The organism is Pandoraea sp. LA3 (genome assembly GCF_022696215.1).
GTDB classification, from domain to species: Bacteria; Pseudomonadota; Gammaproteobacteria; order Burkholderiales; family Burkholderiaceae; genus Pandoraea; species Pandoraea capi.
Map to the genome: position 1 here is coordinate 171852 of NZ_PTPY01000041.1, position 15119 is coordinate 186970.

Here is a 15119-nt window from a genome sequence, read left to right on the forward strand (position 1 = left end):
TAGGGTGACGAAAAGAAATTTTGATTCTCCGGTGAAGTTGGCGACGCGAGGGCAGGGGCCCTGCGGCGTAAAAAGCAGACGGGGAGGCCTGTCAGGTCATTGCGGGTTCCCGGACGCAAGCCAGCGGGCGCTCCGACGCCCGGATGGCGTCTTCGAGCACCACGCGAAGCCAGTCGATGAACGTTCGCAACTTCCCGGACATATGCCGGTTGGGGTAATAGACGACGCGAACGGGATCCGACGGTTCGCGATGTCCGGACACGACTTGCTGCAACGCGCCCGACTCCAGATACGGGCGCAGCATGAAGCCGTACCCCGACGTCATCCCGAGGCCGGACAGCGCGCACGCCACGTGTGCCTCGTCATCGTCGACCTGCACGCGGCTCGACATCGTCTGTGTGGTCGATGCCATGCCCGAACGCCCCACACGGCTCAGATATCGCGGCGACGCGCACAGAATCCGTGTCACCCGTCCCACATCGCGGGCGACGACACAGGTCTGCGCGATGTCGCCGATGCGCACGGCACAGTCGACGGCGTTCTGCGCGAGCAGGGCCGGATTGGTCGACACGACGATATCCACATCGAGCTTGGGATACTTGTCGAGCAGCGACGGCAATGCCGGAATCAGCACGTGCTTCGCGAGCGCGGCCGGCAGTGCGACCTTGACGCGCCCTTCGGGGGCCTGACCGGCGCTCGCCGCCTGCTGATCCATCGTGTCGATCTGTTGCAGCACGCGTACACAGGCGTCGTAGTAGGCGCGGCCTTCGTCGGTGGGACTGACGTTTCGCGTCGTCCGGTTCAGCAGGCGCACGCGCGTTTGCGTTTCCAGACATCTCACCAGCCGCGACACCGTCGGTATGGCCATATCGAGGCTATCGGCGGCACGCGTAAAGCTGGAGACATCGACAACGCGGACAAAGACTCTCATCGCATCGAAGCGGTCCATGATCGTTCCTTCACTGGTTCGTAGCCGACATGACGGGGCATGTCCGATCACAAGTCATGCGCCATACCGGCGGTGACGTGCGATCTTGCTTTCGGTGGAGGAATCGTCGATGATTTTCAGACTTGCGAAAATAGACTGAAAGCCAACTTATAGTTGCAAAATATGCAATCCATCGACCTCAACTTGCTGATTGCGCTCGATGCGCTGCTGTCGGAAGGGAGCGTGACGGGCGCTGCCGAACGTCTCGGGTTGAGCGTGCCGGCGATGAGCCGCACGCTCAACCGGGCACGGGAAATGGTGGGCGATCCGCTGTTCGTGCGTGCCGGGCGGGGGCTGGTGCCGACCCCGCGCGCCGAGGCGTTGCGCGATGGCGTACACGATGTGGTCCAGCAGGCGGGCGCCTTGCTGCGTCACACGGAATCGTTCGATTTCAAGGAGTTGCGCCGTACGTTCACGATCCGTGCCGATGACGGGGCAATCTCGACCATCGGGTCGGATCTGCTGCGCGCGCTTCAGGACGAAGCGCCCCTCGTGACGATTCGTTTCATGGCGCAGGGCAAGCAGGACATCGTGGCCTTGCGCGAAGGGCTGATCGATCTGGACATTGGCGTCATCGACGATCTGGGACCGGAGATTGTCCGGCAAACGCTGCTCAACGATCGGTTCGTGGCCGTCTTCCGTGAAGGCCATCCGCTGGCGCGCCGCAAGGCGTTGACGCCGGACGATTTCGTCAAGTTCGGCCACGTGACGGTTTCGCGCCGCGGCCTGCTGAACGGTCCCGTCGATATCGAACTCGGCAAGCATGGCTTGTCCCGACGCGTGCAGGCCGTCGCCCCGACCTTCATGGAGGCGCTGGCGATTGCTCGCGAGACGGATCTCGTCGCCACCGTGGCCGATCGCCTGACGCAGCATTCCCGGCAGGGCATGGCCTCGAGAAGCCTGCCGGTGACGACACCGCAAGTGACCATCTCGCAAGCGTGGCATCCGCGATTCAACGCCGATTCGGGGCATCAGGCCTTGCGCCGCTTGATCCATCGCCTCTGCCAGCACGGGAACGAAGTCCGCCAGCGTTCCCGATGAGGTTCGTCTCGCCCGCAGACTACGCCGCCATCGCGGCCCCGTCGCTGCGCGGGTCGTGAGCGCCGGTGGCGAGGCCGTCGTCGGCGATGGCAATGACACCGGCCTGACCGGCAAGCGGGCTGTGACGGGGCAACGGCGCCAGAAGGTGCCCGAGGTCAGTCAGCGCCTTGAAGACGGACTCCCCAGCGTCGCTCTCCAGCTTGAGGTTGTCCCGGCTGTCGGAGAACGTCCTGCCCAGCAGGAAGCGGGGATGCGATAGCGCCTCGTGCGGCGTCATCCCGTAGTCGATCAGTCGTGTGAGCAAGGCGCTCAGCGTCTGCGGCTGACCGTCTGCGCCCTGCGTCCCGTAGAGCAACCGTGCCCGGCCGTGCTTGAGGTACATGCCGGGATTGAGCGTGTGGAACGGACGCTTGCCGGGTATCAGGGCATTGGGGTGAGTGCTGCCGGAGGGACGGAACGCGGCTCCTCGGTTATGCCACAGCACACCGGTATCCCCGGCCATTACGCCGCTGCCCCAGTCGAAATAGATCGTCTGCAACACGCTGACGGCGCGACCGGCCGCATCCGTTGCGGCGAAGTACACCGTATCGCCTTCGCGAAACCGATGGGGCCATTCGAGTGCCTTGTGATCATCGATGCGCGAGGCCGCTGCACGAAGATGTTCGTCCGACAACATCGTCGTGAGTGGCACGTCCACGAATGCCGGATCGGCGACATATCGATCGCGATCGAGGAACGCCTGTTTCACCGCCTCGACCAGACGGTGGTAGTACGTCGCGCTGCCATGCGGGCAGTCTTTCAGGCCAAGACGCGCGACGATCCCCATGATCTGGAGTGTCGTCACGCCTTGTGTGGGCGGGGGCAGTGTCGCCAGCACACCGTCGCCGTAGGGCATCGTGAGTGCGGGCGAGACGTGCACGCGTGTGGCGGCAAGGTCTTCCCGCGTGAGGGGTGAGCCTGCCGACTGCAAGCCTTCCGCCAGACGCGCGGCCAACTTACCTTCGTAGAATTCTCGCGGCCCGCCGTCGGCGAGTCGTCGTAATGTCGACGCCAACGCGGGTTGCCGAAACCGTTCTCCGACGGCCGGTGCGCGACCGTCTGGCAGGAACGTCGGCGAGAAGCCATGCCATGTCGATGCGTCGCGCATCTCGTCGGCACGGTACGTGTACCAGAAGTCCTGCGAGCGACTGGTAGGGAAGCCGTCTTCGGCCGCCGCAATGGCCGGTGCAAGCAGGGCGGCCCACGTCAACGTGCCGCCCCATTGTTCGCGGCTCACCCGGTACGCGGCCTCCCATGCGGCGACCGTGGCTGCCGTCGTCAACGTGGAAGCCGGCCCGCGCACGGGGATTGCATCGCCCCGACACAAGGCCGGTGGCAGATGTCGTGCCGCTTGCCCGATACCGGAGATGGCGAGCGGTGCTGCGGCGTTCGACGTGCCGTCGGCGACCAGCCAGAAGCCGTCGCCACCCAGCCCGGTGAAATGCGGCATCGTCACGCACAGCATCGCCGCAATGGCGATCGCGGCTTCGATGGCGTTGCCGCCTTGTTGCAGCACGTCGCGACCGGCGGCGCTGGCGAGCGTGTGCGGACTCGTCACCAGTCCGGCGCGCCCGCTCGCCGATGCCGTCGATGCCGTCGACCCGGTGGGGACTTCGTCGCGCGCTGTCATGCCGCCGCTCCTGCCATGCCCGAGAAGTCTGCTTCGTGCCCGCCGCCAAGATACGCCGCAGCGAGACGCGCATCGCCCGCCAGCTGGCTCGCCGGGCCGCTCACCGTCACATGCCCCTCTTCGAGCACGTATCCCCGGTCGGCAATCGACAGGGCCATGGCAGCCATCTGATCGACGAGCAGCATCGACAGCGATTCACGTCGTAATGCATCGAGCGACGCGAACAACTCGGCGATGACCTTCGGGGCGAGGCCGAGCGAGGGTTCGTCGAGCAGCAGCACGCGAGGCGACGACATCAACGCCCGCGCAATCGCCAGCATTTGTTGCTCGCCGCCGGAGAGTAGCCCTGCCCGCTGGTGCTGACGTTCACGAAGACGCGGATAGCGTGTGAACATCTGTTCGATACGGTCGTCGAGCGCCTCGCGTGGCAGACGCCCGCACGGAAACGCGCCGAGCCGCAGGTTGTCGAGCACGGAAAGCTCCGGGAAGACCTGACGCCCCTCGGGCACGAGCACGACCCCCAATGCGGCGATCTTCGCGGCGTCCAGACGCGACAGGTCGCGCCCGTTGAACGTGATGCCGCCGCTCACCGGTCGATGCAGACCCGCCAGCGCCCGCATGAGGGTCGACTTGCCCGCGCCGTTGGCGCCGAGCAGGGCGACGAGTTCACCGTCACGCACCTGAATCGAGACGTCGTGCAGTACCGGCGCTGCGCCATAGCCCGCCGTCAGTTTGCCAACGCCGAGGACTTCGGGCGAGGCCGATGCACTTCGTTCGATCGGCTCGTCCGGTGTGTCGGTCTGCGCTGCGTTCGCCACCGGTGTCGCGGCGGCACCGAGATACGCCTGTCGCACGCGCTCGTCGTGACGAATCGCCGTCGGCGTGCCTTGCGCGAGGAAGCGCCCCGCGTCGATCACGACGATCCCGTCCGACACACCCATCACCAGCGACATATCGTGTTCGACGAGACCGACGGCCACGCCGCTCTCCGCGATCTGCCGCAGCAATCTGCCCAGTTGCGCCTTGTCCTGCGTCGACAGCCCGGCGGCGGGTTCATCGAGCAGCAATACACTCGGGCGCGTTGCCAGCGCCCGTGCGATCTCCACGAGACGACGGTCGACGTGCGCGAGATCGGCGGCCATCAGATCGACGTCGCCGTGATAGCCGCACGCCCGCAGCAGCGCTCGTGCCTCGTCGCGGTGCGCCTTGCCCTGCATGCGCGCGACGCCGAGTAACCCGCCAAGCCGCCCTGCGCTCAACGCCAGCGTCACGTTATCGAGCACGCTCATGCCGCCGAACAGTTGCGACGTCTGATACGTGCGCGCTACGCCGTGCCGTGCGCTGTCGCAGGCGCCCTTGGCCGGGAGATCGTCTGTGCCCAGCGCGCGGGTACCCGACAGCGGCCGATAGAAGCCCGAGAGCATATTGAGGACGGTCGACTTGCCGGCCCCGTTCGGGCCGATCAGGCTTGTCACCCGTGCGGGCGGCAGTTCGAAGGAGAGATCGGCAACGGCTTTCACGCCACCGAACGTCATCGCCAGTCCATGCGCGGCGAGGCCTTTGCGTTGTGACGTCGCGAGCACAGGCAAGGTCAATGCCGACGTCACGCCGACATCCCTGTCGTCCGACGGGCCACCGCGCCGCGACGTCCACCATTTCCCGAGCACACCGATCACGCCATTGGGCGCCCCCCACAACACGACCAGCAGCAATACGCCGAAACACAGCAGACGCAGGTTCTCCAGGCTCGCGAGAAATTCGGGCAGCAGTCCGACGATCACCGCGCCGACGACCGGCCCGGCAATCGTGCCCGCGCCACCGATCATCACGACGAGGACGAACAGGATCGATTGCAGGAAGGAGAACATGCCCGGCGTGACCATGCCCTGCAACGGCGCGAAGAGACCGCCTGCGAGGCCCGCCAGTGCGGCGGAGAACGCGAACGCTACCGCCTTCACGACCAGGGGATTGACCCCGATCGACGCCGCTGCCGTTTCGCTGTCGCGCACGGCGCGCATGGCGGCCCCCCAGGCACCGCGAGACACGCGTGCGTAGACCAGCAACGCCACCGCAAGCACCGCCAGCGCTGCGACGGCGACGACACGTTCGCTGCCTGCGATACCGAAGATGCCCGGCGGCATCACGCCCATCAACCCGTTCTGACCGCCCGTCAGACCGCGCCACTCGACCGCGCCGTGCTCCACGATGAACCCGAAGGCGATCGTCACCATGGCCAGTCCCGGCCCGCGCACACGCAGCGCGGGGAGCGCCAGCAGACCGCCGGTGAGTGCCGCGATCACACCCCCCGCGAGCCATGCCGGCCAGAACGGCCAGCCCGCCTGCGTGGTCAGAATCGCCACCGCGTAGGCGCCGATGGCGTAGAAGCCGACGTGTCCGAACGACACCTGCCCCGTCAGGCCCAGCAACAGATTCAGACCCACGCCGCAGATGGCGAGCAGCGCGACGCCGGCGATCACCACGACGAAGTACCCGTTCACCACGCAAGCGGCACCGGCCATCGCCAGGAGCGCGACAGCGAGTGACGCGGTGAGCGCCAGACCGTCGCGAGCGTCGCGCGACGACCGGCGTCCTGTCGTTGCCGGCACCGGGGACGATTGCGACGCAAGCCGCAAAGAAGAATCGCTCATACCTTACGCACCTCCGCGCGACCGAACATGCCGTCGGGGCGCATCGCCAGCAACACGATGACCAGACCGAACGTGATGATTTGCGTGTAGCTCGACCCGAGCGTTGCCGTGATCATCGCTTCTGTCACGCCGAACAGCAGACCGGCGATCATCACTCCCCAGGCGCTCGACAATCCGCCGAGAATCGCCACTGCAAATGCCTTGAGACCGAAGACCGTGCCCATATCCGCCTGCACGTTGAAGAGCGGCGCGATCAGCACACCGGCGATACCGGCGAGCAACGTCGAGACGGCGAACGCGCCCGCGATCGTGCGCTGGATGGGAATGCCCATGAGCCGAGCGGCGTCGCGGTTCTGCACCACGGCGAGCATGGCGACACCCCAGCGCGAGCGGCGCAACACGTAATGCAGCGATGCCGCGAGCGCCAGACCGACCACCGGGATCAGTAATTGCAGCGGATAGACGCCGAGACCGGCATCGCCGATGTGCAGCGAGCTTTGCGCGAGCGGCGAGGGCAGGCTGCGCGGTTCCGTCCCGAACGTCAGCATGACGACGTTATCGAGCACGATGCCCAGCGCCACCGTCGCCATGAGCCACGCGCTCGATCCGCGCCGCACGAACGGCTGAACGGCAAGCCGTTCGACCACCAGCCCGTAGACGGCGCAAAGCGCCAGCGCCGCGACGATGGCCAGCGGCATCGGCCACCCGAGCGTCTGCGCGAACGTGTAGGCGAGCACGGCGCCCAGCATCATCGAGCTGCCTTGCGCGAAATTGACCGTTGCGCTCACCGCGAACGTCAGATGAAAGCCGAGCGCCATGAGGCCGTACATACTGCCGAGCCCAAGGCCGGCGACGAGCGCCGAGATCCATTGCATGAGATGTCCTCCGGGACGCCACGCCGTGGCGCCCGTTCATTGCCGGTGTGGTGTGACGAATTCGTCCGGTCGATGTGTCTTGCTGATGGCTTGCTTACTTCGCGGCGACCTTCGCGCCCGTCGGTGCCACCGGCACGATACGGTTGTCGATGAACTGCGCCCACACGTAGTCTTGCGCGGACAGGGCGTCGTGCTGCTGCTCGCTGAAGGGCTTCACGTACGTCTTGATGAGGCCTTCGTAGCGGTCGATCTTGTAGAAGCCGGTGCGAATGGCGTCGCCATTGGTCGAGCCAGCGCGGTCGATGGCCAGCGCCGTGAGGCGCATGGCGTCATACGCGTTGGCGACACCGACGGCCGGCGTGATGTCGTCCGGCCCCTTGATGTCCGGATACTTGGCCTTGAGCGCGGCGACGACACGCGTGCTGACTGGCGACGTTGCGCCGAAGAAGCTGTACGTCTGCACGAAATGCACGGTCTTCGCGTTCGGGCCGGCCAGTTCGGTGAAGCGTCCGCCCGCCGGACCCCAGTGCGAGACGATGGGCACCTTCCAGCCCATGCGGTCGAGCGACTTCACGACCTGTGCCGACGGCCCGACGTTGCCAACCATCAACAGCGTGTCGGCCCCGGCGGCCTTCAGGCGTCCGAGTTGCGGCGTGACGTCCACGTCGGTCGCTTCGAACTTCTCGACGGCCGACGGTTTCAGGCCCTTGGCCGCCAGTGCCGCGACGATGCCTTTCTCGTTCGACTCGCCCCACGGGTTATTCACGAGAATCAGGCCGAGCTTTTTCGCGCCGAAGTTCTGCTGCGCGTAGTTCACCATGGCGCCGTCGACGATTTCATCGACAGCCGACACGCGAAACACATAGTTCGGATTGGCGCCGTTGTGGGTGATCGGCGTGCCGGCGGCCCACGGCCCCATGAACGGGACTTTCTCCTGATTGGCGATAGGCACGATGGCCATGGAGACCGGCGTATCCAGACCGCCGAAAAGCACGGCCACCTTGTCCTTGTAGATGAGTTCGCGCGCGGCGAGCACGCCCTTGGCGGGGTTGCCTTCGTCGTCGCGACGCACCAGTTCGAGCTTGCGACCGCCGAGCACGCCGCCGCTCGCATTGATTTCGTCGATGGCGATGGTCATGCCGCGCGTCAGGGCTTCACCGGCGCGTGCCGATTGCCCGGAGAGCGCCGTGACGAGACCGATCTTGATGGTGTCTGCGGCGTAGCTCGCTGCGCTCACGAACATGCCCGCAGCCGCCAGCGCGACGGCGCCGACACGAAGCCAGCGACGGCGGGAGGGGGTGGAGGGGATGGATGAGGTGGTGGCGCAGACGGCGTTGTGACGGGCAGAGGCAGGCATGAGCAATCTCCGTGATGACATGTGACATGTCGAAGCGACACGTCGGATGCGAAGGGATGGGATGGTCGGGCATCCCGGCAACGGGCACGACCCGCTATGTCCCCGCCGTACGCAAGAGGCATGCCACCTCGTCGACATTTCGAATGAATGGCGTCACACGATATGCATGCCAAGGTGTTGACGATCTGGCATCGAAATTGCGAACGATTCGGTATGACGTTCGTTGACGATGCGTTTTGCGCCAACTCGGAACGCGCCCGCACTGTGGCGGTGCGCGAATGTTTCAAGACGACACACGATGACTCTGACCTTGCCGCTTTCATCACCCGACGATTTCGCGACCGCCGACGTGCGTGATGTGCCCGACGTTCGCGAGGTGCGCTTCGGCGCACTGCGTTCGCACGATCGCTTCGACTATCTGCCGATCACGGCGCGCGATACGTATCGCTGGCCCAACGGCGCGCGACTCGCCGTCTATCTCGGCTTCAATCTGGAGCACTTCGCGTTCGGGGAAGGGCTGGGCGCGAATCTCGGCCCGGTCTCGCCGCAGCCCGACGTGCTCAACTACAGCTGGCGCGAGTACGGCAACCGGGTCGGCGCATGGCGATGCCTCGATCTGTTCGGCGATCTCGCGATGCGCGCGGGTGTCGTGCTCAACACGTCGCTGCTCGATCACTGTCCCGAACTCGTGCACGCCTGCGTGGCGCGCGGCGATGAGCTGATTGGCCACGGTCACACCAATGCGCATCGGCAAAGCGATTTCGAGTACGCGCACGAGCGAGAGCTGCTGGCACACTGCCGATCGCGATTGACGGAAGCGACGGGCTACACGCCGTCGGGGTGGCTTTCGCCGTGGATATCGGAGACGCATCACACGCCGGATCTGCTGGTGCGCACCGGCTATGGCTATACGCTCAACTGGTGTCACGACGACCGTCCGGTGCGCATGCGAACGGCGCACGGGACCCTGTGGTCGGTGCCTTATCCGCAGGAGGTGAACGATATTCCGATGATCATCGGCCGTCAGATGGACGGCGCAGCGTTTGCCGACATGATCGCGGACAATTTCGACGAGATGTACGCTCAGGCGGAGCATCCGACGCGAGGCCAGCCGCTGGTCATGGGCATTGCGCTGCACCCGTATCTGGTCGGGCAGCCTTACCGCCTGCGGCATCTGCGACGCGTGCTCACGCCCATCGCGCAGGCTGCGCAGCGCGGCGAGATCTGGGTGGCGACGCCGGGCGACATCGCCGCGCACGTGGCGTCCGTCAGTGTCGCCGAGCCAGATGCCGTCATGGGGTGAGCCAGCGTGACACTCAAATCCTATTGCCCGGCGTGTCCCGACTGTGGAAAGTTGTCTCTACTTCCTTTAGTGCCCTCAGTGCCCTCAGTGCCTTCATCGTCCTTGCCCACTACGCCCGTCATGCCAGCAGACAAGCCTGTTTCCCGTGCGCGCCGCCCAGCGGCCCCCACTGCCCCTACTGCCACCACTGCCACTACGGTCCACGACGGTGACACCGAAACCCGTCTTCTCTCGTTGCACCTGCCGGTCGCGAACGATGAGGCGATGAGCGCCGAGACGCGCATCGAGACGCACATCTACCGCACCATCGTCGACGGCGTGCTCGCGCATCGCCTCACGCCCGGCACGAAGCTGCCCGAGCCGGAGCTTTGCCAGCTGTTCGACGTCGGACGCGCGGTGGTGCGGCGGGTGCTGGAGCGTCTGGCGCACGACGGCATTGTCACGCTCAGACCGAACAAGGGCGCTGTGATCGCCGAGCCGACGCCCGAGGAAACGCGGGAGATTTTCGAAGCGCGGCGCGCGCTGGAACGTTCGCTGGTCGAACTGGCGGTGTCGCGGGTGACCGACGACGATCTGGCCATGCTGCGCCGTCAGCTCGACGCCGAACACGAAGCCATGCACCGTTTCGATCAGCCGTCGTGGGCGCGTCTGGCGAGCGATTTTCACCTGCGTGTGGCGGCGCTTGCGGGCAATGCCGTGTTGCTGCGCTATCTCACCGAGCTGATCTCGCGATGCTCGCTGATCGTGGGGCTGTACGAGCCGCCCGGTTACGCGCCGTGCGAGCACGACGAACACACCGCCATCGTGGCGTGCATCGAGCAGCGCGACGCCCCCGGTGCCATTGCCCGGATGCAGTCGCACCTCGAAGAACTTGAGCGTCGTATCGAGACGACCCGGATGCGCGGGCAGAAGAGTCTGGCGTCGTTGCTCGGCTTGCCGGAGGTTGCGGCGACGCCGAACACGATGCCGCTTTCGTCCCCTTCATCGTCCCCGTCCACGCCCGCGGTCAAACGCGCTGGCCGCAAGCGCGGCTGAGGAGATCGCATGGAAGTCGACTTTCGTGAAATCACGGCGTATCAGCGTTACAAGCTGATGGCGAGCCTGATCGTGCCGCGCCCGATCGCCCTCGTCACCACGATCAACGACGGAGGCACCGTCAACGCCGCGCCGTTTTCGATGTTCAACATGCTCGGCGAAGAACCACCGATCGTGATGCTCTCGATCAACCGGCTCGACGACGACACGCTCAAGGACACGGCGACAAACATCCTGCGCGACCGGGAGTATGTCGTGCACCTGACGGACGAGGCGATGACCGCCCGCATGCACGCGTGCGGGGAGCGTCTGCCGCCGAGCGAGAGTGAACTGGCGCACGCGGGGCTCACGCCTGTACCGAGCAGTCTCGTCGCGCCGCCCCGCATCGCCGAGGCGCCGGTGGCGTTCGAATGCACGTTGTGGGAGACGCTGGAGACACCGAGCCGCCATATCTTCATTGGACGCGTCGAGCGTATGCACGCACGCGAAGAGCTGATCGACACGCAGACCTGGCGAGTGCGTTTGCAGAACTATTTCCCCGTGGGCCGCTTTGGCGCGAGCTTCTACGTCGATACCCGCAATCGCTTCTCGCTGGAACAGCAAGACGGTCAGCCCACGGCCACGACGGCGGTCGATGAGATGTAAGTGCCCCCAATGGTAATCACGCGGTAGGGGGCGCGGAGATCTCACGAAGACCGGCGCCCTCGTCATATAGACGCCATCTATCCGGCCATCGCGAATCTGTCGATTTGCCTCTCGCCGCGCAGGCTCATAGGATGAAGCCCACTTTCACAGTCGGGACGACATCGATGGAATCGGATATCCGGATGACCGGTCTTCGGACGCGCGCGGTCAATGTACCCCTGCAATACCCGGTGATTACGGCGGTCGGTGTGGTGGCGACGGCGCCATTGGTGCTGATCGATCTGGAGACGGACAGCGGTGTCGTCGGTCACGCCTATGTGTTCACCTACACGCCGTTGGCGCTCAAGGCGACGCAGGCCATGATCGATGCGCTGGCTCCGCTCGTGGCCGGGCAGCCGCTGTCGCCCCACACCATCGAACAACTGCTGCAAGCGCGTTTCCGGCTGGTCGGCAACACGGGCCTGATCCGGATGGCCAGCGCGGGACTCGACATGGCGATCTGGGACGCCTACGCAAAGACACTGAACGCCCCGCTGGTCGAAGTGCTCGGCGGCCGCGCGCGCCCGATTCCGGCGTACGACAGTCACAGCATGGACGGCGTGGACCTCGCGGTGCGTCGCGCGCACGACGCGAGCGACGCCGGCTATCGCGCGATCAAGACCAAAATCGGATACGCCAGTCTGGCGCAGGATCTGGACGTCATCCGCGCCATTCGTCACGCGGTCGGCGACCACGTGGAGATTCTGGTCGACTACAACCAGGGACTGAGCGTGCCCGAAGCGATACAGCGTTCCCGGGCGCTCGCGTTCGAAGGGCTCGGCTGGATCGAGGAGCCGACGCTACAGCACGACTACGACGGTCATCGCAAGATTCGCGAAGCGATTGCCACGCCGGTGCAGATGGGCGAGAACTGGTTCGGTGTCGAGGAGATGTCGCTCGCACTCAAGGCGCAGGCGTGCGATCTGTGCATGCCGGATTTAATGAAGATCGGCGGGGTAAGCGGCTGGCTGCGTGCACGCACGCTGGCCGAGTGTCACGGTCTGCCGATGTCGAGCCATATCTTCCAGGAGTTCAGCGCGCATCTGCTGGCGGTTACGCCAACGTGTCACTGGCTCGAACGCATGGATCTGGCGGGGCCGGTCGTGGACTCGTCGCTGACGTTCCGCGACGGTCATGCTCACATCGGCGACAGGCCCGGCGCGGGCTTCGTCTGGAAGGAAGACGCGGTCGAGAGGTACAGCGTCTGACGCTCAGGTGATGGGCCTCAGCGGGGCCGCCGACCGTCGCGGACGGCCGTCGTGACGGGGCGTCATGACTGGATGTTGCGACCATCCCGCGAAGGCCGTCGAGGTCAGATGCGCGAGAGGGCGTCGTCGACGAGATCGCGCATCCAGGCATGCGCCGGGTTGTCATCCTGAAATTCGTGCCAGTACATGCCGACTTCGAACGGTTCGATCTCGATGGGTAGCGGCACGGAGCGCAGCGGTGCGAGCTGTTCGAAATACTGTCCCACGCGCGACGGCACCGTCGCCATCAGATCGCTCGACGCGAGCAACTGCGGCAGGATCGTGAAATGCAGGATCTGCATGACGATACGGCGGCTCACGCTGTGCTGGCGAAGCGCATGCTCGACCAGCGAATGCCCCGAGAACGGTGAGGTCACCATGACGTGGCGCGCTTCGACGAAGCGCGTGAGACTGAGCTTCGGCCGCGCCGCCGGATGTCCCTTGCGCAGCAGGCATTCGTAATGCTCGCGAAACAGCCCCTTGCGCCGGATGCCCTCGCCGGCGAGCTGCATGTTGCCGATCACCAGATCCACCTTGCCGGCCGCGAGCCATTTGGCCGCCTCGTCGATCGTCGCCTGCACGATCTCGATTTCAACCTGCGGCGCTGCCGACGCGACGCGCGCATAAATCGGCGGCAGAAAAATCAATTCGCCGATGTCGCTCATCGCCAGCCGAAAGCGTCGGGTGGAGGTCTGCGCGTCGAACTGTTGCGGTGCTTCGATCGCACTGGCGATGGTGACCAGCGCACTCGAGAATTTTCGATACGTGGCTTCGCCGACCGCTGTGGGCACCATCTTGTCGGCCGTACGAATGAACAGCGGATCGTGCAGGGCTTCGCGTAACTTCGCCAGTCCGTAACTGACCGTCGGCTGCGTCACGAACATTCGGGAGGCGGCTGCCGTCACGCTTCCCGTCTCGTAAATACTAACGAAAACCCTAATCAAATTCAGATCCAGCCGGGTCGTTCCTGTCGAAGCGCGCGTCATTTGGTCGTATAGATGGCATCGATTTTTGCAAATCATATTATCGATTTGATTTGTGCGTCGAGCGATTTCTATACTCGCCTCACAAAACAGAACAACCTGGAGACAACATGCCCCGCTTGACGACTTTCACGTCGCGCGTTGCTGCGACCGTGGTTCCCTTTCTCGCCTTTTCCCTGGCACCCCCCAGCCACGCTGCCGATCCGATTCGCATCGGTGCTGTGGTCTCGGCAACCGGCGCCGCGTCGTTTCTCGGCGATCCCGAGCAGAAGACGCTGAATCAGTACGTGGAGAAGATCAATGCCGCGGGTGGCATTCTCGGTCGTCAAGTTGTCCTAACGGTTTATGACGATGGCAGCGACGCCAACACGGCGAATGCCATGGCGAAGCGACTGATCCTGCAGGACAAGGTCGATCTGATTCTCGGTGCGTCCACCACGGGCTCGACGATGGCGATGGCGCCGCTTTCGAGCGCCAACAAGGTGCCGACGGTCTCGCTGGCGGCCGCGACGGTCATCGTCGATCCGGTCAAGCCTTACGTCTTCAAAGTCCCGCACTCGGACACGATGGCGGCAGAGAAAGTGCTCGAAGACATGAAGCAGCACGGCATCACGCGCGTCGCACTGCTCTCCGACACGGGCGGCTTCGGGAAGTCGGGTCGCAACGAAACCATCAAGGCGGCCAAGCGGCTCGGACTGACCATCGTCGAAGACCAGAGCTACGGGGAGCGCGATGCGGACATGACGCCGCAACTCACCAAGGCGCGCGCCGCCAATCCGCAAGCGGTGTTTGTCTTCGGGACCGGTCAGGCTCCGGCGATCATTGCCAAGAACTTCCATCAGCTCGGTCTGAGCGTGCCGCTTTACATGTCGCACGGGCAGGCATCGGCGGAGTTCATCCGTATTGCCGGCGCAGCCGCCGAAGGGGTGCGCATGCCGTCGCCCGCACTGCTGATCGCCGAGCAACTCTCGACGAACGATCCGCAACGGCAGGTCAGCCTCGAATACAAGCTCGCCTACGAGACGAAGTACAAGCAGGACGTCTCCACGTTCGGCGGCTACGCCTATGACGGATTGATGATGGCGGCCGATGCGATCAAGCGTGCCGGCTCGACCGACAAGGCGAAGGTACGCGACGCCCTTGAGCAGACGAAAAACTTCGTCGGCGTGAGCGGCGTGTACACCATGTCGCCGACGGACCATATGGGCCTGAACAGCAGCGCGTTCCGGATGGTCGAGATTCGCGGCGGCCGCTTCGTCGCGGCCAGGTAAGCCGTCTCCAATCTCGCG

Annotated in this window: 12 protein-coding genes; 6 read left to right on the forward strand and 6 right to left on the reverse strand. The window is 65.0% G+C overall.

Features of this window, described 5'->3' with window-relative positions:
• Positions 1 to 91 precede the first annotated feature (91 nt).
• On the reverse strand, positions 92 to 949 hold the full coding sequence (locus tag C5N93_RS27295) for a LysR substrate-binding domain-containing protein (protein WP_242561736.1): 858 nt from the start codon (positions 947 to 949) through the stop codon (positions 92 to 94).
• 162 nt (positions 950 to 1111) lie between these two features.
• Between C5N93_RS27295 and C5N93_RS27300 the strand changes: the two genes are divergently transcribed.
• Positions 1112 to 2029: a LysR family transcriptional regulator gene (locus tag C5N93_RS27300; protein WP_242561737.1), complete on the forward strand. Its 918-nt coding sequence runs from the start codon at positions 1112 to 1114 to the stop codon at positions 2027 to 2029.
• A gap of 19 nt (positions 2030 to 2048) precedes the next feature.
• On the opposite strand, the gene C5N93_RS27305 is transcribed toward C5N93_RS27300, so the two are convergent.
• From C5N93_RS27305 to C5N93_RS27320, 4 genes are all read right to left on the reverse strand, one after another.
• Complete coding sequence (locus C5N93_RS27305; protein ID WP_242561738.1) at positions 2049 to 3698, reverse strand: gamma-glutamyltransferase; 1650 nt, start codon at positions 3696 to 3698, stop codon at positions 2049 to 2051.
• Positions 3695 to 6217 (reverse strand): ATP-binding cassette domain-containing protein, encoded by a 2523-nt coding sequence (locus tag C5N93_RS27310; protein ID WP_242561886.1) that lies wholly within the window; start codon positions 6215 to 6217, stop codon positions 3695 to 3697. The genes C5N93_RS27305 and C5N93_RS27310 overlap by 4 nt, the downstream gene beginning before the upstream one ends.
• Positions 6218 to 6342: 125 nt before the next feature.
• A complete protein-coding gene (locus C5N93_RS27315; protein WP_069343713.1) occupies positions 6343 to 7221 on the reverse strand; it encodes a branched-chain amino acid ABC transporter permease in 879 nt (292 codons plus the stop codon).
• Positions 7222 to 7315: 94 nt separating this feature from the next.
• The gene (locus C5N93_RS27320) at positions 7316 to 8464 is read right to left on the reverse strand and encodes an ABC transporter substrate-binding protein (protein ID WP_242561887.1); all 1149 of its coding nucleotides are present in this window, start codon (positions 8462 to 8464) and stop codon (positions 7316 to 7318) included.
• Positions 8465 to 8876: 412 nt separating this feature from the next.
• Between C5N93_RS27320 and C5N93_RS27325 the strand changes: the two genes are divergently transcribed.
• From C5N93_RS27325 to C5N93_RS27340, 4 genes are all read left to right on the forward strand, one after another.
• Positions 8877 to 9881 (forward strand): polysaccharide deacetylase family protein, encoded by a 1005-nt coding sequence (locus C5N93_RS27325; RefSeq protein ID WP_242561739.1) that lies wholly within the window; start codon positions 8877 to 8879, stop codon positions 9879 to 9881.
• A 264-nt stretch (positions 9882 to 10145) separates the two neighbouring features.
• A complete protein-coding gene (locus C5N93_RS27330) occupies positions 10146 to 10916 on the forward strand; it encodes a GntR family transcriptional regulator (protein WP_242561740.1) in 771 nt (256 codons plus the stop codon).
• Positions 10917 to 10925: 9 nt separating this feature from the next.
• Positions 10926 to 11561 (forward strand): flavin reductase family protein, encoded by a 636-nt coding sequence (locus C5N93_RS27335; RefSeq protein ID WP_242561741.1) that lies wholly within the window; start codon positions 10926 to 10928, stop codon positions 11559 to 11561.
• A gap of 182 nt (positions 11562 to 11743) precedes the next feature.
• Complete coding sequence (locus tag C5N93_RS27340; protein WP_242561742.1) at positions 11744 to 12808, forward strand: enolase C-terminal domain-like protein; 1065 nt, start codon at positions 11744 to 11746, stop codon at positions 12806 to 12808.
• 104 nt (positions 12809 to 12912) lie between these two features.
• On the opposite strand, the gene C5N93_RS27345 is transcribed toward C5N93_RS27340, so the two are convergent.
• Positions 12913 to 13869 carry a LysR family transcriptional regulator gene (locus tag C5N93_RS27345; RefSeq protein WP_150722240.1) on the reverse strand — a complete coding sequence of 319 codons (957 nt, stop codon included), beginning with the start codon at positions 13867 to 13869 and terminating at the stop codon, positions 12913 to 12915.
• A gap of 71 nt (positions 13870 to 13940) precedes the next feature.
• Here C5N93_RS27345 and C5N93_RS27350 point away from each other — a divergent pair, with 71 nt between their 5' ends.
• Positions 13941 to 15101: an ABC transporter substrate-binding protein gene (locus tag C5N93_RS27350; RefSeq protein WP_242561744.1), complete on the forward strand. Its 1161-nt coding sequence runs from the start codon at positions 13941 to 13943 to the stop codon at positions 15099 to 15101.
• Positions 15102 to 15119: the final 18 nt, after the last annotated feature.